Source organism: Tautonia sp. JC769, from assembly GCF_040717455.1.
Taxonomy (GTDB): domain Bacteria; phylum Planctomycetota; class Planctomycetia; order Isosphaerales; family Isosphaeraceae; genus Tautonia.
In genome coordinates, this window is the sequence record NZ_JBFEFH010000006.1 from 223,765 (window position 1) to 246,850 (window position 23,086).

Annotated in this window: 12 protein-coding genes; 8 read left to right on the forward strand and 4 right to left on the reverse strand. The window is 66.9% G+C overall.

The window, feature by feature from the left end; translation table 11 throughout:
• Window positions 1–40: 40 nt before the first annotated feature.
• The 3 genes from AB1L88_RS08960 (at window position 41) to AB1L88_RS08970 (ending at window position 6,500) form a co-directional block, all read left to right on the forward strand.
• Complete coding sequence (locus AB1L88_RS08960) at window positions 41–3,421, forward strand: efflux RND transporter permease subunit (protein ID WP_367096304.1); 3,381 nt, start codon at window positions 41–43, stop codon at window positions 3,419–3,421.
• A 364-nt stretch (window positions 3,422–3,785) separates the two neighbouring features.
• Entirely contained in the window at window positions 3,786–5,636 is a 1,851-nt protein-coding gene (locus AB1L88_RS08965) for a TolC family protein (RefSeq protein WP_367096305.1), read from the forward strand.
• A gap of 423 nt (window positions 5,637–6,059) precedes the next feature.
• Window positions 6,060–6,500: a hypothetical protein gene (locus AB1L88_RS08970; RefSeq protein ID WP_367096306.1), complete on the forward strand. Its 441-nt coding sequence runs from the start codon at window positions 6,060–6,062 to the stop codon at window positions 6,498–6,500.
• Window positions 6,501–6,633: 133 nt separating this feature from the next.
• On the opposite strand, the gene AB1L88_RS08975 is transcribed toward AB1L88_RS08970, so the two are convergent.
• Both AB1L88_RS08975 and AB1L88_RS08980 read right to left on the reverse strand, forming a co-directional pair.
• Window positions 6,634–8,178 (reverse strand): TolC family protein, encoded by a 1,545-nt coding sequence (locus AB1L88_RS08975; RefSeq protein WP_367096307.1) that lies wholly within the window; start codon window positions 8,176–8,178, stop codon window positions 6,634–6,636.
• Window positions 8,179–8,452: 274 nt separating this feature from the next.
• On the reverse strand, window positions 8,453–8,812 hold the full coding sequence (locus AB1L88_RS08980; RefSeq protein ID WP_367096308.1) for a hypothetical protein: 360 nt from the start codon (window positions 8,810–8,812) through the stop codon (window positions 8,453–8,455).
• A gap of 680 nt (window positions 8,813–9,492) precedes the next feature.
• Between AB1L88_RS08980 and AB1L88_RS08985 the strand changes: the two genes are divergently transcribed.
• Both AB1L88_RS08985 and AB1L88_RS08990 read left to right on the forward strand, forming a co-directional pair.
• A complete protein-coding gene (locus tag AB1L88_RS08985) occupies window positions 9,493–12,477 on the forward strand; it encodes an efflux RND transporter periplasmic adaptor subunit (protein ID WP_367096309.1) in 2,985 nt (994 codons plus the stop codon).
• On the forward strand, window positions 12,470–16,459 hold the full coding sequence (locus tag AB1L88_RS08990; RefSeq protein WP_367096310.1) for an efflux RND transporter permease subunit: 3,990 nt from the start codon (window positions 12,470–12,472) through the stop codon (window positions 16,457–16,459). The genes AB1L88_RS08985 and AB1L88_RS08990 overlap by 8 nt, the downstream gene beginning before the upstream one ends.
• 235 nt (window positions 16,460–16,694) lie before the next feature.
• Here the strand turns inward: AB1L88_RS08990 and AB1L88_RS08995 are convergent, their stop codons facing one another.
• The gene (locus AB1L88_RS08995) at window positions 16,695–17,573 is read right to left on the reverse strand and encodes an endonuclease/exonuclease/phosphatase family protein (RefSeq protein WP_367096311.1); all 879 of its coding nucleotides are present in this window, start codon (window positions 17,571–17,573) and stop codon (window positions 16,695–16,697) included.
• Between the two features lie 578 nt (window positions 17,574–18,151).
• Here AB1L88_RS08995 and AB1L88_RS09000 point away from each other — a divergent pair.
• Both AB1L88_RS09000 and AB1L88_RS09005 read left to right on the forward strand, forming a co-directional pair.
• Complete coding sequence (locus AB1L88_RS09000; protein WP_367096312.1) at window positions 18,152–19,537, forward strand: MFS transporter; 1,386 nt, start codon at window positions 18,152–18,154, stop codon at window positions 19,535–19,537.
• Between the two features lie 123 nt (window positions 19,538–19,660).
• Window positions 19,661–20,572 carry a dihydrodipicolinate synthase family protein gene (locus AB1L88_RS09005; protein WP_367096313.1) on the forward strand — a complete coding sequence of 304 codons (912 nt, stop codon included), beginning with the start codon at window positions 19,661–19,663 and terminating at the stop codon, window positions 20,570–20,572.
• 31 nt (window positions 20,573–20,603) lie between these two features.
• Here AB1L88_RS09005 and AB1L88_RS09010 read toward each other — a convergent pair whose 3' ends face one another.
• Window positions 20,604–21,497, reverse strand: coding sequence for an acetamidase/formamidase family protein (locus AB1L88_RS09010; protein ID WP_367096314.1), 894 nt, complete (start codon window positions 21,495–21,497; stop codon window positions 20,604–20,606).
• A gap of 274 nt (window positions 21,498–21,771) precedes the next feature.
• On the opposite strand from AB1L88_RS09010, the gene AB1L88_RS09015 reads away from it, so the two are divergent.
• The gene (locus AB1L88_RS09015; RefSeq protein WP_367096315.1) at window positions 21,772–23,055 is read left to right on the forward strand and encodes a hypothetical protein; all 1,284 of its coding nucleotides are present in this window, start codon (window positions 21,772–21,774) and stop codon (window positions 23,053–23,055) included.
• Window positions 23,056–23,086: the final 31 nt, after the last annotated feature.

Genomic DNA, 23,086 nt, shown 5'->3' on the forward strand with positions numbered 1-23,086 from the left:
GGACCACGCCCCTCACAATCGAGACCGAGGAAATCCTTGCATGTTCACGAAAATCCTCTACCGGCCGGCGCTCGCGATCGTGATCTCCATCATCCTCCTGTTCCTCGGGGTGCTGGGGATCGAGACGCTGCCGGTCGCGCAGTTCCCATCCGTCGCGCCGCCGACGGTCATGGTCACGATCTCCTACCCCGGTGCCAGTTCCAACGTCCTGGTCGACTCGGTCCTGATCCCGCTCGAGCAGTCGATCAACGGCGTGCAGAACATGCGCTACATGACCTCCTCGGCCACCAGCGCCGGCGAGGCGGCGATCACGATCTACTTCGAGCCGGGCACGGATCCGAACATCAATGTCGTGAACGTGCAGAACCGGGTGAACATCGTGCTGTTCCAGCTCCCCCCCCTGGTCGTGCGGGAGGGGATCCTCGTCAGCCAGGTCGTGCCGAGCATGCTGACGTACGTGAACCTCTACAGCAAGGACCCGAACGCCGACCAGAAGGATCTGTTCAACTTCGCCAACGTCTACGTCATGCCGCGGCTCAAGCGCATCCCCGGCATGGGGATTCCCCGGAACCTCGGCAACCGCATCTTCGCGATGCGGGTCTGGCTCGATCCCGAGCGGATGCGGGCCTACAGCATCTCCTCGGAGGAGGTGATGGAGGCCCTGGCGGAGCAGAGCATCATCGGCTCTCCCGGGCGGCTGGGGCAGGCGACCGGCAAGACGTCGCAGTCGAAGGAGTACGTCCTCACGTACATCGGCCGCTACAACGAGGCCGATCAGTATGAGCGCATCATCCTGAGGTCCAATCCCGAGGGGGAGATCCTCCGCCTCGGGGACGTGGCGGAGGTCGAGCTGGGCCCCCAGTTTTTCGACATCTACTCGGACATCGACGGCTACCCGGCGGCGTCGATCATCCTGAAGCAGGCCCCCGGATCGAACGCCGCCGAGGTCATCGAGGCCATCAAGGAGGAGCTGGAGGCGATCAAGGCCGAGTCGTTCCCGCCCGGGATGGACTACGAGCTGGCCTACGACGTGTCCAAGTTCCTCGATGCCTCGATCGAGAAGGTGCTGCACACGCTGATCGAGGCGTTCATCCTCGTCTCGCTGGTCGTCTTCATGTTCCTCGGGGATCTGCGATCGACGCTGATCCCGACCCTCGCGGTGCCGGTCTCGCTGATCGGGACCTTCTTCGTCCTGCAGGTGATGGGCCTCTCGATCAACCTGATCACCCTGTTCGCCATGGTCCTGGCGATCGGCGTGGTGGTCGACGACGCGATCGTGGTGGTCGAGGCGGTGCACGCCAAGATGGCCGACACGCACCTGCCGCCCTATGGGGCGACCATGGAGGTGCTCCACGAGATCAGCGGCGCGATCATCGCCATCACCCTGGTGATGACGGCCGTCTTCGTCCCGGTGACGTTCATCCCCGGCCCGGTCGGGCAGTTCTACCGCCAGTTCGGCATCACGATGGCCACCTCGATCGTCCTCTCCGGCCTGGTCGCCCTGACGCTGACGCCCGTGCTCTGCGCGATGATCCTCAAGCCCCACTCCCACGGAGTCGGCCATGCCGAGGCAGACGGGAATGGCAACGGGAACGGAAACGGCCACGCCGACGGCCAAGAGGGCGCCAAGAAGGCGCGGCGAGGGCTGGGAAAGATGCTGCTCGTCGCCGTCGGCGGGCTGCTGGTGCTGGCGGGGGTGACCTACCTGGCGTACGAGCTCTGGGGGCCGATCGGCTTCGGCCTGATCCTGCTGCCCCTGGTCCGGAAGCCGTTCGACCGCGCCGTCGAGAAGATCACGGGAGCCTACGCGGCGATCCTGCGGCGGATCGCGTCGCGACGGATCCTGACGATGCTCGTCGTCGGCGGATTCGCCTTCGGCATCGTGGGGGTCAACACGAGTCTGCCGACCGGCTTCATCCCGGGAGAGGACCAGGGCATCATCTACGCCGTCTTGCAGACCCCGCCGGGCTCGACCCTGGAATACACCAACGCCAAGTCGCTCGAACTGGAGGAGATCGTCAAGCAGGTCCCGGAGGTCACCTCCGTCACCTCGCTGGCCGGCTACGAGATCCTGACCGAGGGGCGCGGCTCGAACGCCGGGACGTGCATCATCAACCTGAAGAACTGGGACGAGCGGGAGCGGACCGCCCGCGAGATCATCGAGGACCTGGAGGGACGCTGCCGGCGGATGAGCAACGTGCGCCTCGAATTCTTCGAGCCGCCCGCGGTGCCCGGCTTCGGCTCGGCCGGCGGGATCTCGTTGCTCGTCCTCGACAAGACCAACTCCAATGACTATCAGCGGCTCGGCGAGGTGACCGACCGGTTCATGGCCGCCCTGAAGGCGCGCCCGGAGCTGTCGAACCTGTTCACCTTCTACGCGGCGAACTACCCGCAGTACGAGCTGATCATCGACAACGACGTGGCCATGCAGAAGGGGGTGTCGATCAAGGCCGCGATGGACAACCTGAACATCCTCATCGGCAGCACCTGGGAGCAGGGATTTATCCGCTTCAACCAGTTCTTCAAGGTCTTCGTCCAGGCCAAGCCGGAATTCCGACGCTATCCCGAGGACCTGAGCAACCTGTTCGTGAAGAATGAGACCGGGGAGATGGTCCCCTATTCCTCGTTCATGACGATGGAGAAGAAGCAGGGGCTGAACGAAATCACCCGGTTCAACCTCTACACGTCGGCCCCCATCCAGTGCGCCCCCGCCCCCGGATTCAGCAGCGGCCAGGCGATCGAGGCCATCACCAGGGTGGCCGAGGAGACGCTGCCCAGGGGGTACGACATCGACTGGGCGGGCCTCTCGTACGACGAGTCGAGGAAGGGCAACGAGTCCATTTACATCTTCCTGATCGTCGTGGCGTTCGTGTACCTGGTGCTGGTGGGGCAGTACGAGAGCTTCATCCTGCCCCTGGCGGTGATCCTGTCGCTGCCGATCGGGATCTTCGGCTCCTTCTTCTGCCTGAAGCTGATGGGCCTGGCCAACGACGTCTACGCCCAGATCGGGCTGATCATGCTGGTCGGCCTGCTGGGCAAGAACGCGATCCTGATCGTCGAGTTCGCCGTGCAGCGGCGCCAGGAGGGCCAGACGATCCTGGCCGCGGCGGTCGAGGCGGGCAGGCTGCGGTTCCGGCCGATCCTGATGACGTCGTTCGCGTTCATCGCCGGCCTCATCCCGCTGGTGGTCGCCACCGGCGCCGGGGCGATCGGGAACCGGACGATCGGCACCACGGGGGCCGGAGGGATGCTGATCGGAACGCTGGTCGGCGTGCTGGTCATCCCGGGATTGTACTTCCTCTTCGGCAAGATCTCCGACGGCCGCAGCCTCCTCCAGGACGAGGCGTGCGGGCCGGCCAGCGAGGTCTTCGAGTACCCGGACGGTCCCCGTCAGGGCGAGGAGGGATCGCCCCGGGGGTGATCGTCTCCGGGGCGGCGGCCCCGCCCGCCCCTGGGCATCGGGGACGGGACGGGACGCCCCGGGCGGCCGAAGGCGGGCCGAGTCCGGGAATCCCCCGATCGGGGGCGGGTGGCCGGATGCGCGGCCCCCCGTTCGGCCTGATGTTCGGCACCATCGCCCGGGTCCGGGCGACCGGGCGATCTGCCCCTCAAGGCGCAACCCGCAAGAGCCGATCAAATCAACGTATCGACCCTCGCGTGTCCCGCGCGGCTCGACGACGGGCCGAGGACTCCCCGGGAGGGGCCGGACGCGATCAGGGACGCTGGCGGAACGGGATCGTTCGGCGGGATCGCCGGCGATCGATCACCCCTCAGGGACGAGTCTGATGACCCTCTCGGCGAGATTCCCGGACGCGAGGAGCGGGGTACGCCCCGTCGCGCAGTCGATTGCGTGCGGCATCCTCCTGCTCGCACTCCCGGCCTGCGGCATCCCCCCTCGCCGCGAAGCGGAGCCGCCGCCGCCCCTGCCGGAGAGCTTCGTCGGGGTGACCACCCCGTCGAACTCGTCCGAGCTCGGGACCGCGGAATTCTACCGGGACCCGACCCTCCTGAGCCTGATCGACCAGGCCATGACGAACAACCGGGAGCTGAAGATCCTGAACGAGGAGGTCCAGCTCGCCAGCACCGAGATCCTGGCACGGTCCGGGGCCTACCTCCCCTTCCTGACCGCCGGGCCCACGGCCGGCCTGGAGCGGTTCAGCGATCGCACGCTCGAGGGGGCCGCCATCGACGTCGATCCCTTCGTCTTCGGACCCGAGAAATTCTTCAAGAATCCGCACGCCTACTACTTCGTCGGCACGAACTTCACCTGGCAGCTCGACATCTACCGCCAGCTTCGCAACGCCCGAGACGCGGCGGCCCAGCGCTACGTCGCGGCCATCGAGCGGCGGAATTCCTTCCGGATCGGCCTCGTCGCCGAGATCGCCGAGAACTACTACCGGCTGATGGCGTTCGACAAGCGACTCGAGAACCTGAACCAAATCAATGCGTTCCTGGAGCAAAGCCTGAAGGTCGCCGAGGCCCGGAAGGAGGCCGCCAGGGACACCGAGCTGGCGGTCCTGCGATTCGAGGCCGAACTCCGCCGGAATCAGAGCGAGCAGCTGGTCCTCGCCCAGGACATCATCGAGACCGAGAACCGGATCAACGTCCTGACCTATCGCTTCCCCCAGCCGGTTGGGCGCGACTCCTCGAACTTCTTCGACCTGTACATCAACGCGGTCGACGTCGGCGTGCCCTCGCAACTGCTCCAGAACCGGCCCGACGTCCGCCAGGCGGAGCGACAACTGGTCGCCGCGGGGCTCGACGTGCAGGTCGCCCAGGCCGAATTCTACCCCCAGCTGATCCTGAACGCCGGGGTCGGTTGGGAGTCGTTCAACATGGCCGGCCTGTTCTCGCCGACCGCCGTGGCCGGCAATCTGATGGCCGGGTTCGTCGGCCCGCTGGTCAACCGGAGGGCGATCAAGGCCGAATACCTGGCCAACAACGCCCGGCAGCTCCAGGCCATCTACGACTACCAGCGGGCCATCCTGGAGGCCTTCACCGAGGTCGTCAACCGCCTGACCGAGGTGCAGAACTACTCCCAGAGCGTCGAGATCAGGAAGCAGCAGCTGACCGCGCTCGAGTCGGCCGTCGACGTCGCCAACCAGCTCTTCCAGTTCGCCCGGACCGAGTACCTCGACGTCTTGACCGCCCAGCGCGACCTGCGGGACGCGAGGACGGCCCTGATCGACACCAAGGAGCTGCAGCTGACCGCCATCATCCGCGCCTACCAGGCCCTCGGCGGCGGTGCCTTGTTGTCGATCTCCGAGCGGGAGGAAATGCTCCACCCGATCCCGTTCGTGCACGAGGCCCTCAGCGACGACGACTTCTGGAAGCTCTCGCAGACCCACTACGGCTCGGGCAAGTATTTCAAGGCCCTCCGGGCCTCGCTCGAGCGAATCCTGCCCTATCGCGAGCATGCGTTCGCCGCGGAACCGCTCCCGGCGTCTCCCGTCGATTCGCCCGTGCCGACGCTGCTTGAGGGGACGCCCGAGCCGGATCCGATCGTCCCTGATTCGACGCCCGATGACGCCTCGGGGCTCCCACCTGAGCTGCCGAACATCCCGCCGCCCCCGGGCGACCTGGGCCCGTTTGCCCCGATCGGGGGCGTCATGGATTCGGGGATCGTCGCAGGATAACGCGGAGCCGTTCGATTCGACGGGCACCCCCCTCTACGCAAACTTGTTCCCGCGACTGGATATGGCCGGCCGAGCTTCGAGAACCCTCGACTCGGTCGGCCGATCCGAGGCCCAGGGGTGCGTCTCCAGAAAATCCCTCCAGGCCGAGCTGCGATGAGTGGACTGCCCCACGGATGGCGGGCGCCGGGGTAACGGTTTCTCCGGCGCCCGCCATCCGTGGGGCAGTCCACCGGATCGTTGCTGCGGCCGAGAGGACGGGGGCGTGATGGGACGAGGCCGGGCGGGGGTGTATGCTTCCCGAGAGAGAACACCGGCTCGAGAGGAGAAGGCGGGGGTTTGAATCCCCGGAATACCGGGGGGAGGGGTGCCATGATTCGAGGGGGGCGAAGAGGACGGGAGACGCGGCGGATTTGGATCGGCGTCGTGGTGTTGGGGGTGGCGATGGAGATGGGGATGGGGCCCGGGCTGGCCTGGGGTCAGATGAGGGTCATGCGGAAGGGATTGGGTGGGTATGGGGCGGGGACGATCGGCCGGCTGTCGCGATCGGAGATGGGGGGGGCGTACATCCCGTATGGAGGCGGTTTCGGGGGCTATCTCGCCCAGCGGGTGCTGGAGCCGGGGCCTTCGGCGGGATCGGTGACGGCACCTCAGGCGTCTCCGCTTCGCACGCCGATCGGCGGCGAGGGCATGGCCAGGACCCCGATCGGGGGGGCCTCTCGACTGAGAGAGCGCCGCCTGGTGCCGTCGGCCGGGTCGATGGGGATGTCGGGGCTGATCCGCTCTCAGGCGGTGGGGAGGCCGGGGGTGATGCCTACCCGGCTCGGCTCTTCGTTCGGGTCGCCGTCGGTCCTCGGGGGCGGTTGAACCCGATCATACCGAATCGCCTGGATCAGTCTTCGCTCGTAGGGTCTGCTGTGCGGACCGATCCCTCGAAACTTTCAGGAGATCGGTCCGCACAGCGGACCCTACAAAGGCAACTGTTCCGGGCGATTCGGTATCAGTCGTCGATGGTGCTCGGGTCGGGGTCGAGGAGGCCCGTCGCGAAGGGCCCGGGGTCATCGGCAGCGGGGAGGGGAGGGGCCGGATCGGCCGGGGTGTCATCGGGCGTGCCTGGCGAGGCCGATGCCGGGGGATGGTCCCGGAGCTGGATGCCGACGGCCCGTTCGAGCGAGGCGAGGCTCTTGCTCAGCTCGGCCTCGAAGCGGGCGACCTGGAGGTCGATCTGGAGGACCTCACGCCAGGCGCTGATCAGGGTGAGGAAGTCGACGCGGCCGGCCTGGTAGTCGGCCACGGCGATGTCCAGGGCGTCCCGGGCCCGGGGGAGGATGCTCTGCTGGAACAGGTCGAGCGTCTCGCGCTGGGCGCGGGCCCGGGAGAGCAGGTCCTTCAGCTCTCGGTAGATGCCGTCGCGTTCGGCGTCGTAGAGCCGGGCATCGGCCACGGCACGGGCCTGGGCCTCCCGGATGGCGCCGTCGATCTTCGATCGGTAGATCGGGAGGTTGAAGCCGACGAAGAGGCCGAGGTTGTCGTTGCCGTTGGCCATGGCCGAGAGGGCGTTTTCCTCCGAGACCATGCCGTAATTGAAGCCGAGCGTCACGTTGGGGGCCGAGCGTTTCCTGGCCAGCTCGACGGCCGCGGCATCGCGGGCGACGGCGGCGAGCCGGCCCTTGAGTTCGGGCCGGGAGGCGACGGCCAGGCGGTAGAGCCGGTCGATCTGCTCGGGAACGTCGCCGATCGGCAGCTCGAGCGTCGTCTGCAAGGGAGCCTCGGGGGTGACGTGCATCAGCTCGGCCAGGTCGGCGCGGGCCGACTCGATCCCCTGGCGGATGCCGACGAACTCGCGGTCGAGGTCGGCCAGGGCGACCTCGGCGCTGAGGACGTCTTGCTGGCTCGTCTGGCCGCTTTCGTACTGGATGCGGGCGATCTCGATGAAGTCCTCGACGAGGTCGCGGTTCTGCTCCAGAATCCGGGCCGATTGCTCGTTGGCATGCAGGTCGGCGTAGGCTCGCTTGACGGCCTCGACCACGTCGAGCTGGGCCGTGACCAGCTCGGCGACGGCGACCCGCACGTCGTTCTCCGCCGCCAGGCCGCGCAGGGCGAGCGTGCCGAACCAGGGGAATTGCTGGGCGATCAACAGGTTCCAGGGGATGTATCCCGAGGCGGTTTGCAGGCCGTTGCTCCCGCTCGGATAGATCGTGTTCGAGACGACCGGGTCGTCGAGCGCCGTGACCTGGGGGATCCGGTGCTCCAGGGCCTTGACGTTGAAATAGGCGGCCTGGACCGCCCGGTTCTCGGCCAGGGCGAAGCGGATCAGGTCGTCGACCGGCCGGGGTCCGGCCAGCTCCGGAGGGGCCGGAGCGGGGTCGAGTGCCACGGCCATCGGGTCGTCCGGGCCGATCAGGTGCGGGGGGAAGACCGAGGCTCTTTGCAGGTTCTCGGCGACCTCGGCATATTCCGGGATGGGGCCGGGCAGGGCGCATCCGCAGAGGAGCCCGGGGGCCAGCAGGGCCACCTCGATGGCGGCGGACCAGCGTCGTTTCATCGTTCCCCTTGCTCCGGTGCGACGGGAGCCGGCGTGCCCGGGACGCTCGCCGACGGGATCATCAGGATGAGCCCGAATGTCTCCATCGGACGATTGGGGGTTCGGCCTTTGCCGATTCTTCGACCTGGTGGCCCCTCCCACCCGCCGACCGATCCCGGTTGGGCGAACCTCGATGCGGCCGAGACCGTAGGAACGACTGTGCACGGGTGAGCCTCGCGACCGAAGCCCCGCAGAGGGCCATTGGCGGTCGGTCCGATTCCCCCGCCGGGTGCCCTCATGCCTTCGAGCGGAGGGGGGATCGGCCCGGATCCGGGCGATCGCCGAGGCGGCCGGCCTTGACCCATTCCTGGGGGGGCCGTAGAGTCAAAAAGGTGGGATTCCGACCGCTCCAGACCGTCGAGACGTTGATGCTGATGCCTCCCCGAGGTGACCACCGGCACGTCCCCTGGATCGCGACCCTTGCGATCGTTGGGGTGCTCTGCGTGGCGGAGACGGCCTCGGCCTGCTCGACGGGAGGCAAGGCGGTCTCGCCGCCGGCCTCCTGCCGGATGGAGCGGGAGCAGGCGTGCTGCTGCTGCTCGGGCTTGACTTCGGCGCACGATCGCGACTCCAGGGATGCGGGCCTCTCCGTCATTCCGCCGGCGGCGATCCCGGTTGCGGAGGCCTGCCGATCGTGCGTCTGCCCGTCCGAAGGGTCGGCCCCCCCCGCCTCCCGATCGGAATCACGGCCTCCGGAAGGACGGTCGTCGGTTCCGTCCCTGCCTTCGACGCCGGGCGACGCCCTCCTGACCGGCGAACAGTCTGGTCTGTCCGCTCGGCCGGCCCCCGCCGATTGCGCCGGCCCTCCTCGCGTGCCGATCTATCTGCGCACGCGACACCTCCTGAATTAGCTCGTCGAGCGATGGTCGGTCGGCATGGCTCGCGACCGCTCGGCGCGATGCGCAATTGATTGCTCGAAGGCGATCGACGACGGCCACGACCTAGTCTTGGTCGGGCTGTCTGGGCATCGGAGCAGGCCCGATCGTGCTCGTCCGGGGCTTGCACGTTGCCGAGACGGCCGGAACGCATCGCCGTCCGCGTGAGGGGTCCGAGGTGCTTCGGTGCGCCCGGGATGCCCGAATGGAGTTCGCTATGCGCCCGGGGCCGTCCGGCTCGATCGGGTCGCGGGTCGGTGGCGATCGGCCGAAGGATGCTCGTCATCCGTCATTCGTGAGCGACACGAATCCTCGACTTCAGTGCGTCTGATACAACACGTCTCAACCGATACCCGCCCCGATCGATCGCACGCCCAGCCGGGCGAGCGGGAGGTGCCTCTTGGCGAACACGATTTCTCAGCAGCGCGAGCCGTCGACCGGACGCGACCCTTCGGCCTCGTCCGGCATCTCAGGTCAGACGCGATCGCAGGGCACTCCCCGGGCCGCGGGCAGGGCGGCTCGGCTGGCGGGTGGCATGGTGTCGAGCCTCGCCGTGCTGGCGGCCCTGGGCATCGGGGTCGGGATTGGTCGGTTCCTGCTGGCCCCGGAGGGGGAAGGGAGCGCTGGCGGTCGGGCCGCGACGGCGTCGACGGGGGGCACGGAGACGGTCTGGACCTGCTCGATGCACCCCCAGATCCGGCAACCACAGCCCGGCGACTGCCCGCTCTGCGGCATGGATCTGATCCCGGCCGACGACGGCGGCGGCGCGGAGGCCGAGGGCCTGCGCGAGGTCTCGATCAGCCGAGAGGCCCGCGAGCTGCTCGACCTGAAGGTGGAGCCGGTGGAGCGCCGCTATGTCACGGCGACCGTCCGCATGGTCGGCAAGGTCGATTATGATGAGACGAGGCTCGGCTACATCACTGCCTGGGTCCCGGGTCGGCTCGATCGCCTGTTCGTGGACTACACGGGGGTCGAGGTGCAGCAAGGGGATCACATGGTCTCCATCTACAGCCCCGAGCTGTACTCGGCCCAGGCGGAGTTGATCCGGGCACGCCAGGCCGCGCAGGAACGCCGATCGTCCTCGGGAGTGCTTGGGGCGGAACGTCTGCTGGAGTCGGCCCGCGAGAAGCTCCGACTCTGGGGCCTGACCGAGGCTCAGATTCAGGAGATCGAGGGCCGGCAGGAGCCGTCGGACCACCTGACGATCTACGCGCCGATGTCCGGGATCGTCATTCAGAAGAATCTTCAGGAAGGGGCTTACGTTGAGACGGGGACCCGGATTTATACGATCTCGGACCTGACTCGGCTGTGGGTGAAGCTGGATGCTTATGAATCGGACTTGTCCTGGCTTCGTTACGGGCAGGAGGTCGAGTTCAGCACCGAGGCCTACCCGGGCGAGGTCTTTACAGGGACGATCGCCTTCATCGACCCGGTCCTGAACGCCGAGACGAGGACCGTGAAGGTGCGGGTGAACGTGCCGAACCCGAGCGGGAAATTGAAGCCGGACATGTTCATCCGGGCCGTCGTGCGGGCACAGGTGGCGACGGGAGGCCGGGTGATGGACACCGGGCTGGTGGGGAAATGGATCTGTCGGATGCACCCGGGGGTGTTGAAGGAGATCGCCGGCGACTGCGACGTCTGCGGGATGCCCCTCGTGCGGACCGAAACACTCGGCTACGTCTCGGCCGCGGCGGCGGCCGACGAGTCGGCCGAGCCGCTGGTCGTGCCGGCCTCGGCCGTTCTGAAGACCGGCACCCGGGCTGTCGTCTATGTGGAACGATCTGACGCCGAGACGCCGACCTACGAGGGCCGGGAGATTGTGCTCGGCCCCCGGGCCGGCGACTCATACATCGTCCGAAGCGGCCTGGAGGAGGGGGATCGGGTCGTCACCCGGGGGAATTTCAAGCTCGATAGCGCCCTGCAAATCGCCGCCAGGCCGAGCATGATGAACCCCGAGGGGGGCATGGCCGGCGGGGAGCATCAGCACGGGGGGCAGGCGCAGGCCTCGGAGTCGGCCTCCGGCGATGGGGGCGGGGTGCGGCCGGCCCTGCCGCCCTCGGTCGCGGGACAGTTCGGCCGGATTCTCTCGACGGCCCGGGAGGCCGCGAGCGCGATCGAAGCCGGGGATCGCGAGGCCGTGCGGCTCGCCTTGCAGCGTGTGGAACAGGCGGTGGCAGGGGTCGATGCGGAGAAGCTTGAGGGAGAGACCGCCCGCTTCTGGAAGGAGCTGTCGATGCGACTCCGCAACGATGCGGTCGAGGGCCGATGGGCCGCCAGCGATCGGAGGATCCGCGAGGCCGTCGGGCACCTGACGACCAATGTCGGGCGGCTTCGCGACCGATTTGGCGTGACGGACGAACCCGGGACGATGCTGGCCGGTGGGCCGTTCGAGGTACCCACGCCATTCCGGAAGCAACTGGCCGGCCTCTGGGACGCCTACCAGGCAACCCAGCGAGCCCTGGCCGGCGACGACCCCGACCGTGCCCGATCGGCCGTCGACCAGGCCGAGGAGGCGCTCTCGGCGGTCGACATGACGCTGCTGGGGGACGGGGCGCACGACGCCTGGATGGAGACCCGGGGCGAGCTGAGCTCGGCGATCCGATCGCTGGCGGAGGCCGACGGACTCGAAGGGCTTCGCGTCGGCTTCGACGCGTGGTCGGACGTGATGCCGGCGGTCATCGTGTCCTTCGGGCTGCCGGAGTCGGTCGGGCCGATTTCCCAGCATTTCTGCTCGATGGCCTTCGGCAACACGGGTGCGGCCTGGCTCCAGGAGGGCGGGGAGGTGCGGAACCCGTACTTCGGTTCCACCATGTCGACCTGCGCGACCGACACCTCATTGATCTGGGACGGGTCGCCGGCCGAGACCGCCGGGCCGATGCCATCGGACGTGCCCCCCGGATTCCTGGAAGGATTGAAGACGCTCTGGGATGCCTATCTCAAGGCGCAAGGCGCCCTGGCCTCGGACGACCCGGCCCTTGCCGAGGACGCGGCGCGGACCCTGAAACGGGTGCTGCTCGAGATCGACGCGACCGTGCTGAGCGACGAGTCCCGGGAAGCCTGGGAACGGGAGCGAGCGAACCTGGGCGTGGCGGTCGAGCAGATGGCGAGTGCCCGAGGGATCGCGCCGATGCGGGCCGGGTTCGCGCTGCTCTCCGAGGAGATGCCGGTGATCCTGGAGACGTTCGCCCCGGACGTCGGCGGGGACGTCTTCCGGATGCACTGCTCGATGGCGTTCGACGGCCGAGGAGCCGCCTGGCTCCAGTCGGGGGATCAGCCCCGCAACCCGTACTACGGGGCGACGATGCTCCGGTGCGTCGATGAGGTGGAGCGGATTGCCCGGGGCGGCTCGTCGCGTCCTTCGGGGGAGGGAGACGATCATGACTGAGCCGCAGCAGCAGGCCCCGCCGGAGTCGGCCCCGAGGATCTCGATGCTCGATCGGGCGATCCGCTTTTGCCTGGAGAACAAGCTCGTCGTGGCGCTGGTGGTCATCGCCGTGACGGTCTGGGGGGCGATGGTCGCCCCCTTCGACTGGGACCTGAGGGGCCTGCCGCGCGACCCGGTGCCGACCGACGCGATCCCCGACATCGGCGAGAATCAGCAGATCGTCTTCACGGAGTGGATGGGCCGATCGCCCCAGGACGTCGAGGACCAGATCACCTATCCGCTCACCGTCTCGCTGCTCGGGATCCCCGGGGTCAAGACGATCCGCAGCTACTCGTTTTTCGGGTTTTCATCGATCTACATTATCTTCGATGAGGAGGTCGAATTTTACTGGTCGCGTACCCGGGTGCTGGAGAAGCTGAACAGCCTGCCGGCCGGGACGCTGCCCGAGGCGGTGCAGCCGGCGCTCGGGCCCGATGCGACGGCGTTGGGCCAGATCTTCTGGTACACGCTCGAAGGCCGAGATCCCGACGGCAACCCCGCCGGCGGTTGGGACCTGGACGAACTGCGGACGGTTCAGGACTGGTACGTCCGGTACGCCTTGCAGTCGGCCGAGGGGATCAGCGAGGTCTCGTCGGTGGGCGGCTTCGTGCGCGAGTACCAGATCGACGTCGACCCGGACGCGATGCGGGCCTTCGGCGTCACCCTGGACCAGATCTTCAACGCCGTGCGGATGTCGAACGTCGACGTGGGAGCCCGGACGATCGAGGTGAACAAGGTCGAGTACGTGATCCGGGGGCTCGGCTTCCTGGAGAGCGTCGAGGACATCGAGGGATCGGTCATTGCCCAGGCCGAGAACGTCCCGATCCGGGTGAAGGACGTGGCGACCGTTTCCCTCGGCCCGGCCCTGCGCCGGGGGGCGCTGGACAAGGCCGGGGCCGAGGCCGTCGGCGGGGTGGCCGTCGTCCGCTACGGCTACAACCCCCTGGAGGCGATCAAGAACATCAAGGCGAAGATCGACGAGATCGCGCCGGGATTGCCGACGACCGCCGACGTTGATTTCAAGAGGGTTGACCGCGCCACCGTTGAAGCCTTCGCCGCTCGGCACGGCTTCGAGGCGTTCGACGGCAGCGGTTTGAACGAGGAAGGGTGGCTCTCCTGGCTTCGGGGGGCTTCACGATCGGACTGGCCGAGCTGGGTCACGACCAGCCAGGTCACGGTCGTCCCCTTCTACGACCGCACGGGGTTGATCTACGAGACGCTCGGCACGCTGAGCACGGCGCTGGTCGAGGAGATCCTGGTCACGATCATCGTGGTGATTGTGATGGTGATGCACCTGCGCAGCTCGTTCCTCATCAGTGTGCTGCTGCCGCTGGCGGTCTTGATGTGTTTTATCGCCATGAAGACCTTCGGCGTCGATGCCAATGTGGTGGCACTCTCGGGGATTGCCATCGCCATCGGCACGATGGTGGATATGGGGATTATCATTTGCGAGAACATCCTCAAGCACCTGGACGAGGCGGACCCGGACGAGCCCCGGCTGGAGGTGATCTACCGGGCATCCAGCGAGGTGGCCTCGGCGGTGCTGACGGCGGTCTCGACCACGGTGATCAGCTTCCTGCCGGTCTTCACCATGATCGGGGCGGAGGGGAAGCTGTTCCGGCCGCTGGCGTTCACGAAGACATTCGCGTTGATCGCCTCGGTCATCGTGGCGTTGACGATCATCCCGCCCGCGGCGCATGTGCTGTTCACCGGTCGAGGCGGGGCGGGGAAGCTCAGGGCGATCGTGTCGATCGGGCTGGTCGTGGCAGGCGGGATCGTCGGGGTCTGGCTGGCGTGGTGGGCCGGAGCGATTGTCGGCGGATTGGGGGTGTATCAGCTGATCGAGCCGTCGCTGCCGCAGTGGTCGCGACGGACGGCCGTCTATCTGTCCAATGCCGTGGCCGTGGCCGTGGTGGGTGTCGTGCTGACGAGGCACTGGGAACCGCTGGGCGTGGAGCAGGGATTCCTCCGGAATCTTGCCTTCGTGGCGACCCTGATCGGGGGGCTGCTTGGGGCCTTCGTGCTGTTCCAGATGGTGATCTACCGGCCGCTCCTGCGCTGGTGCCTCGACCACAAGCTGCTGTTCCTCTCGGTGCCGGTGACGGTCGTCTTGCTCGGCGCCTCGGCCTGGCTCGGGTTCGATCGGGTCTTCGGGTTCGTCCCAGGGGCGGTCGGCACGCTGGGGGGCGACCCGGAGGGGGTTCGCCTCTCGAAGCCGTGGGTCACGATGGCGCACACCTTCCCCGGGCTGGGTAAGGAATTCATGCCCGATCTGGACGAGGGTTCCTACCTCTGGATGCCCACGACCATGCCGCACGCCTCGATCGGCGAGGCGCTCGACGTGCTCCAGCTCCAGGACATGGCGATCAACGCCATCCCGGAGGTCGACCTCATCGTCGGCAAGCTCGGCCGGGTGGAGAGCCCGCTCGACCCGGCGCCGATCTCGATGATCGAGACGATCATCACGTACAAGTCCGAGTATCTTACCGACGAGTCCGGGCACCGGCTCAACTTCCGCTTCGATGAGGAGACGGCCGAGTTTGTCCGCGATGATCGGGGCGAGCTGATCCCTGACCCCGAGGGCCGGCCCTATCGCCAGTGGCGGGACGAGATCCGGACGACCGACGACATCTGGCAGGAGATCGTCGACGCCGCCACCATCCCCGGCACCACCTCGGCCCCGAAGCTCCAGCCGATCGCCGCCCGGATCGTGATGCTCCAGAGCGGCATGCGGGCGCCGATGGGCCTGAAGGTGCGCGGCCCGGACCTGGAGACGATCGAACGGGTCGCGCTGGAGCTTGAAGGATTGCTCAAGCAGGTTCCCACGGTCGAGGCGTCGGCGGTGGTCGCCGACCGGGTGGTGGGGAAGCCGTATCTGGAAATCGACATCGACCGGGACGCCATCGCGCGGCACGGCCTGATGATCCGCCAGGTCCAGGACGTGATCGAGGTGGCGATCGGCGGCAAGCGAATCACGACGACCGTGGAAGGGCGAGAGCGTTACCCTGTGCGCGTCCGCTACCTCCGCGAGCTGCGCGACCAGATCGAGACGCTCGGCCGGATTCTGGTCCCGGCCCCCGATGGCACCCAGATTCCGCTGGAGCAACTGGCCGAGATCCGATACGTCCGGGGCCCCCAGGCGATCAAGAGTGAAGACACATTCCTCGTGGCCTATGTGCTGCTCGACAAGAAACCCGGACAGGCCGAGGTGGACGTGGTCGAGGATTGCCAGGCATTTTTGCGATCGAAGCTCGAATCGGGCGAGTTCGTGCTGCCGGCCGGGGTGAGCTACCGGTTCTCGGGTAGCTACGAGAATCAGATCAGGGCGCAAAAGACCCTCTCGATCGTGCTGCCGCTCGCGTTGTTCTTGATCTTCCTGATCCTGTACTTCCAGTTCAAGCAGGTGCCGACCACGCTCCTCGTCTTCTCGGGGATCATCGTCGCCTGGGCGGGCGGATTCCTGATGGTCTGGGCTTATGGCCAGGATTGGTTCCTGGATTTCGTTGTGTTTGGAGTGAACATGCGGGAGCTCTTCCAGGTCCACACGATCAACCTGAGCGTGGCGATCTGGGTTGGATTCCTGGCGCTGTTCGGGATCGCCTCGGATGACGGCGTGGTCATTACGACCTATCTCGATCAGAGCTTCGGCGCGGCTCGGATCGAGACGATCGAGGACGCGAGGGCGGCGACCGTCGAGGCGGGGATGCGACGGGTGCGGCCGTGCCTGATGACCACGGCGACCACCATCCTGGCCTTGATCCCGGTCCTGACGTCGACCGGGCGGGGGTCCGACATCATGGTGCCCATGGCCATCCCGAGCTTCGGTGGCATGCTCATCGAGGTGATGACCATGCTGGTGGTTCCGGTCGTCTATTGCGGGATCAAGGAGATCAAGATCCGGGCCGGCATCCGCGACGAGCTGTTCGAGGAGGGTGCCCGCTGACCGCACGTCGGCCGGATCGCCCGATCCCCCACACCGACTGTCGGCCACAGCGAACGGCCGGCCGGGTTGGTGGGGGACCGGCCGGGCCCTAGCGAGCGGGGAGAGGCCCCGAGTCGATCATCCGCGATGAGGCCCATCGCCCGGGGCAAATCGTCCGGGCAGGAAGGTTATCGGCGTCGAGCGGCCCCCCGGCCAGTCGACATGCCTTTGACACCCCGGCCACTTGATATTGAAATCATTTATCTTCACCGATGGAAATCTGAAGGACAGCGGTGACGGGAAAGTGATCCGAAGGGGTTCGGCCGTCGCGGGAGGTGCGGTCGATCGAGGCTTCGACGATGTCCCAGTCGGCGGAGCAGGCGATCCAGTCAATCCGAGCACCCTGGGTGGCCTCGGCGCGGAAACTGGAGTAGGTGCCCTCGTCGGGACCGGGCTCGGGGTGCGCGACGCGATAGGTGTCGATGAGGCTGGGGCCCGATTCCGCATCCTCGGAGAAGAGCGCCTGGTAGGGGGAGCTGCCCTCTCCGCTGTTGAAATCGCCGGTGACGATGACCCGGGAATCGGCGGCCAGCCGGGCGATCATCCGGCGGAGCAGCCGGGACGATTCGAGCCGAGCGACCTGGCCGCGATGATCGAAGTGTGTGTTGAAGAAGGCGACCGGATAGGCATCAGGGTTGCGGAGGTCGCGGAGCTTCAGCCACGTGACCATGCGGGGCAGGGAGCTGTCCCAACTGGTGCTGCCGGGCTGGTCGGGGGTCTCGCTGAGCCAGAAGTGGCCGCGGTCGAGGACCTCGAACCGGTCGGTCCGGTAGAACACGGCCATCATCTCTCCCCGTTCGCGGCCGTCGTCGCGGCCGGCGGCGAACACGGAGTATCCCGGGAGTTCGGCGGCGAGCAGGTCGCGCTGGAATCCAAGCGTCTCCTGAGTCCCGAGGAGGTCGGGGGAGAAGGCCTTGATGGTCTCGACCAGGAACTCCTTGCGGTGCTCCCAGGCATCGTCGCCGTCGCCGGCGGTGCCGTAGCGGATGTTGAAGCTCATCACCCGCAGCTCGGCAGGCTCGTCGAGAGGGATCGGAGAGAGGCCGAGGACCAGGGCGACAAGGGAGAGGATCATGGGGTGCTCCGGATCAAGATGGCAGGGGCTCGATCGTCCCAAACGGGGAACGATGCGACACTCGGGAGAGCCGACAAGGGTAGCAAGCCGTGAGCATCGGTGGTACATCGGACCCGGGGAACCACGCCGAGATTCTTCGGAGATTTCAAGCCGGGGGGGCGAGAGATGCCGCGACCGGTTGATCCCCGATGCGGGAGGGCGCTGCACCGGTTCGGATGCGACGTGCAAGCTCTTGAATTGATCTTCAAGACGCTCCCTCGGCTCCTCTCGAGCGACCTCCGCGAGCAGGGTGCGTCGGGGATCGATGGCTTGATGTCCACGAGTGCTCGTGGAAGCCCTTCCCATCGGCCGATTGTGATTCCACGATTGATTGGAAACCGCTTTCGCACCATGCGGCGAGTCGGACAACCGGATGGGGCAGAACCTTGACAGGGGAATCGGGAGGAGGAACGATCCTTCATGCCTCCCTTGGTTCCTCCTCGATGAAGGGGGCGAGGGCGTCGCCATGGGACCTGGCCTCGTGCCTCCGGAAGCCGGCAGGCGGCGAGGCCGAGGAACGCCTGGACACCTGGAAGCCAATGACTCAAACGCTTGATCACACGGACGCAGGAGAGTTCGAACAGCCGACTCGGGTTCGGTATGTCGTGCTGCTGGCGCTGGCGCTGGCGGCGGTGATTTCGTATCTGTCGCGCGTGGCACTGGCACCGGCGGCGTCGACGATCCAGGCCCGGATGGGACTGGATGATCGGGAGATGGGGTACGTCCTGGGCGGGTTTTTCCTCGGGTATCTCTGGGCACAGGTGCCGGGGGGATGGCTCGGCGATCGGCTGGGGGCGCGCTGGGGCCTGGCGTTGCTGAGCCTGCTCTGGTCGTTGGCTACGATCGGCACGGCGCTGGCCGATTCGGCGACGGCCCTCTGGTGGACGAGGGCGGCGGCCGGGTTCGCGCAGGGCGGGCTCTTCCCGATCTCGGCCAAGGTGATCACCGCGTGGTTCCCGGTCGATCGGCGGGGGATTGCCGGGGCGGTGCCAACCGCGTGCATGTCGGTGGGATCGGTCCTTGCCAATGGGATGACTGTGCTGATGATCCCGTTGATCGGCTGGCGAGGGGTGTTCCATGCGTACGCGGCGATGGGGATCCTCTGGGCGATTCTGTTCGCGGTCTGGTATCGCAATAGCCCTCGCGAACACGCGGGGACGAATCAGGCGGAACGGGACGTGATTCTGGGTCGATGGGGGAAGGTGAAGGGCGACGCGTCTCCTGATGCCGGAGCGATCGGGGGGGGGGATGACGCGGAAACCGGGCTTCCGGAGATTTCGACGGGGAGGGCGCTGCGTTCGATTGCGGTCAGCCCCGGGATGTGGGCGTTCTGCGGCCAATCCTTCTTTCGGGCGTTCGGATATGCGTTCTTCATCACCTGGTTTCCTGCCTATCTGGAACGGAGCCGGGGGCTTCGGATCGAGGACGCGGGGATGTTATCGATGGCGCCCCTGTTCGGGGTGGTGGTGGGCAGTTTCCTGGGAGGCTACTGGGTTGACCTGATCTTGAGGCGAACGGGAAAACCCTGGCTCAGCAGGAGTGGCCTGTCCGCGGGGGCGCTTCTCGTCTGCAGCCTGACCATGTTGGCCGCGGCCTGGATCCATCATCCCGCGGGGGCGGTCTTCCTGATCACGATCGGGACCTTCTTCTTCGGGATGACCGGCCCCACGACCTGGGCAACCACGATGGACATCGCGGGAGGCCATACCGCCACCGTCTTCGCCGTGATGAACATGGCGGGCAACTTCGGCGCGATGGCGTGCCCGGTCGTGGTCGGTTACCTGTTCGATGAGATTCGGGATTCAGGAGCCGACTGGGAACTGGTGCTCTACCTCTTTTCCGCCGTCTATCTCGCCGGGGCGGTCTGCTGGCTTGTCCTCGACCCGACGCGGTCGGTCGTGAACAGAGCGAAGGAGAGAGCATAGCTCAACTCCATTGTGTCCCGATGACGCAACACGAGGGGGACGCGGGGCGAAGTCCGGGCCTTGCGAATCCGGCGTCGCGACCGAGATCGCGACGCTCGACACGAAACCGATCGAGGTTCTTCCATGGATTTCGACAGAACGCGGCTGTCAACCGTTCAGCTCGTCCCGCCGACCCCGTTCTCCCAGGACGGCCGGACGGTCTTGCCGGAGGTCCTTGAGGACTTCGTCCGGGCCGTGCATCAGGAGGGGATTCGCGTCGTCTTGCCGGGGGCAGGCACGGGAGAATTCCATTCGCTCTCGTCCGCCGAGGTGATCTCCTGCGTCCGGGCGACACGGAAGGGGATGGGCGACGAGGGGGTCGTGATCGCGCCGATTGGACTGGGGCTGGGCCATGCGATCGAGACGGGAACCGGGGCGATCGAGGCAGGGGCCGATGCGTTGCTCGTCATGCCTCCGGTCCATCCGTATTTGAGCGATGCCGGGGTGCGAGACTATTTCGAAGTCCTGATGGAAAGGCTCCCGAGGCCCTTCCTCGTGTACAAGAAGGGTCCGTTCCCGAGCGACGAGATGTTGATCGAGCTGGGAGCCTCGGATCAATTCGTCGGGGTGAAGTATGCGGTCAATGATCTCGACGCGTTCACGAGATTCGCGTCTCGGGTCGATGGCCGGTTCGGTCTGTACTGCGGCACCGCCGAGCGATTCGCGCCGTTTTTCCACCTGGCAGGAGCCACGGGCTACACGTCGGGGGCGGGGAATGTGTGCCCTCGATTGACCCTGTCGATGCACCGGGCACTCAGCGAGGGCCGCTACCAGGATGCGATGCGGGTGCTGGCCTTGCTCCGCCCGATCGAGGATGGTCGCGCCCGGGCCGCGGATTCCTACAACATTTCGCTGTTGAAGGCCGCGCTGCGGCTGATCGGGCGAGACTTCGGGCCACCCCGACCGCCGCAACGTCAGGTGACCGAGGACGAGGCCAGGGAGATCCGGTCGCTGCTGCAACCGATCCTGGAGGCGGAGGCGGCGCTGGGCGGTTGAGTTGCCGAGGGGGACTCAACTGGAGAATGGATCAGGGATGGGCCCCGGTGAGGTAGCGGCGGTCGATCTTGGCCGCCACGGTGCCGATGCCGTAGTACCCGATGGAGAGCCGGGCGACGTGGGTCAGGAGGTCGTACGCCCGCCAGCGGTCCCAGCCGAACTCCGATTCCATCCAGAGGATCAAGTGGGCGAATGCCTGGGCCGTCGATCGCTCCATGGGCGCCCCGCTGGCAATGGCCATGATTTCCGAGGGAGACTCGATCCGGGGGCCGGGGATCGTTCTCCCCTTGCGGAGGTCGACTGTGATGGTGGTTTCGGCCGGCATCTCCAGGCCCGTTGCGGAGAGCTCGCCATGCCCCATCGCGGCGTGAGCATCGCCCAGCGAGAGGAGACCGCCGGGGACGAACACCGGGAAGACGATGGTGTTGCCCGGGGCCGTTTCGATCAGATCCATGTTCCCGCCGTGAGGGCCGGCAGGCGCGGTGGTGGGTGCTCCCCAGTCGGGAGCGGTGCCGATGCAGCCGATCATGGGGCGATACGGGATGGTGATCGAATCGCTCCAGTGGATCAGGTCCTCTCGGATCGGGCAGACGTGGGTGCCGTGCGGGCAATCGGTGCCGAGCCATTCGCAGAGCTGCTTGGGGTCGGCCGTGCGCGTCGCACATTGACCGAGGGTGGGCCGGATCTCGTGGATCGTGACCGCGAGGGAATCGCCAGGCTCGGCGCCTTCGATCCAGATCGGCCCGGTCAGGGGGTTGCTGTAGGGCATCGCGACCTTGTCGCGGCGATCGGCGTTGGTCCGGATCTGACCGGAGAGGGCGTCTTCCGAGGCCACGATCACGGTTTCCCCCGACTCGATCCGGAGCCGGGGCTCGTGATGGCGGCTGAATTCGTAATGCAGCGGGCCGATGGGTAAGTGCTTCACGAGGGTCCTCGGGCGGGATGGACTTCGAAGCGCGATGGGCGCGGCTTGCGGATTGGCAATGAGCATAGCAAGGGTTCGCGACGATTACCGCGCTCAACCCTCTGGATGTCTCGGCGCCACCGTCGTACGATTCCGTCCTGGTTGTCGTCTCCAGAAAAGCACTCGATCTCGGTGGGATTCGGACATGGGGATTTTCTCGCTGCTTCTCATGGCTGTTCTGCTCGGCGACGCTCGTGCCTCGCAAGGGAGTCGGGGTGTCGGTGCGGAGCGGGAGTTGACCACCCCCGATGAGGGGGAGACCTGGTCCGTGGGGAGCTTGCACTGGATCACCTGGACGCCCAGCGTGTTCCCCGGCGCTTCGCAGGCGGTCCTGGAGTTTTCCGAGGACGCTGGAACCACCTGGGAAATGGTGGACCGGGTTGATTGGGCCAGCGGGGAATGGCTCTGGACGGTCCCGGACCGGGTCTCCGGAGCTTGCCGGCTGCGACTCGCGGTGGAAGGGGGGGCAGCGGGATTGGTCGACTCGCGTCGCTTCTCGATTTCGCCGTCCCAGGGCGTGAACACCTATCGCTGGATCAAGGTCACCGATTCTGCGCCGTTCGCGGCGAGAGACGGGGCAGGGGCCCTGGTGTTCCAGGATTCGATGTGGCTGATCGGCGGCTGGAACCCGGGCGACAAGGCCCATTTCCCCCGGATTTGCAACAACGAGGTCTGGAGGAGCGAGGACGGAGCGGACTGGGTCCTCGCAAAGCCCAACACCTTCGTCGACCCGTCGTTCGACCCGACCTCGGACTGGGAGGGGAGGCATACCGCCGGCTATGCCGTCTTCAACGGCATGATGTGGATCATCGGCGGTGACGTGAACCAGGGGCACTATCAGCCTGACGTCTGGAAGAGCAAGGACGGCCGCTCCTGGACGTTGGTGAACGAGCGGGAACCTGTGCCCTGGGGCCCGCGTGCCTTGCATTACACCCTGGCGTTTCGAGACAAGATCTGGGTGATGGGAGGCCAGACGATGCCGGGATTCGCCCCGTCGGACGAGGTCTTTTATAAGGACATCTGGACTTCGGACGATGGTAGGCAATGGAACCAGGTGATCCCGGAGGGCCCTTCCTGGAGCCCCCGGGGGATGATCGGAGGGTCGGCGGTCCATCGCGATCGCATGTGGATTCTCGGGGGAGGCACGTATGACACGCCCCAGACGCCGAGCCGGACGTATTACAACGACGTGTGGAGTTCGGACGACGGAAGGCACTGGACCCTGCACACCGGACGCGCGCCCTGGGCCGCGAGGCAGTATCACGAGGTCGCCGTGTTTGATGATCGCCTCTGGGTGCTGGAAGGGTACTCGGGCGCCAATCGGAACGACGTCTGGTATTCGACGGATGGGGTGAACTGGTACGAGATCCCCGACACGCCCTGGGCCCCTCGTCACGCGGCGAGCGTGTTCGTCTTCAAGGATGCGCTCTGGGTCGTGGCGGGGAACAACATGCGGCCAGACGTCTGGAAATTGGTCAGGGAACCGGGGATTGGCGTGGCATCGCCCCCGGGGGGCTGATCCGGGGGGGACAGTCGCCCTCGAACGATTG

Bases quoted from the DNA above. Each gene is read 5' to 3' on its own strand.
- AB1L88_RS08960 (WP_367096304.1), top strand. From the start codon at position 41: ATGTTCACGAAAATCCTCTACCGGCCGGCGCTCGCGATCGTGATCTCC.
- AB1L88_RS08965 (WP_367096305.1), top strand. From the start codon at position 3,786: ATGACCCTCTCGGCGAGATTCCCGGACGCGAGGAGCGGGGTACGCCCC.
- AB1L88_RS08975 (WP_367096307.1), bottom strand. From the start codon at position 8,178: ATGAAACGACGCTGGTCCGCCGCCATCGAGGTGGCCCTGCTGGCCCCC.
- AB1L88_RS08980 (WP_367096308.1), bottom strand. From the start codon at position 8,812: ATGACGGAGAGGCCCGCATCCCTGGAGTCGCGATCGTGCGCCGAAGTC.
- AB1L88_RS08990 (WP_367096310.1), top strand. From the start codon at position 12,470: ATGACTGAGCCGCAGCAGCAGGCCCCGCCGGAGTCGGCCCCGAGGATC.
- AB1L88_RS08995 (WP_367096311.1), bottom strand. From the start codon at position 17,573: ATGATCCTCTCCCTTGTCGCCCTGGTCCTCGGCCTCTCTCCGATCCCT.
- AB1L88_RS09000 (WP_367096312.1), top strand. From the start codon at position 18,152: ATGACTCAAACGCTTGATCACACGGACGCAGGAGAGTTCGAACAGCCG.
- AB1L88_RS09005 (WP_367096313.1), top strand. From the start codon at position 19,661: ATGGATTTCGACAGAACGCGGCTGTCAACCGTTCAGCTCGTCCCGCCG.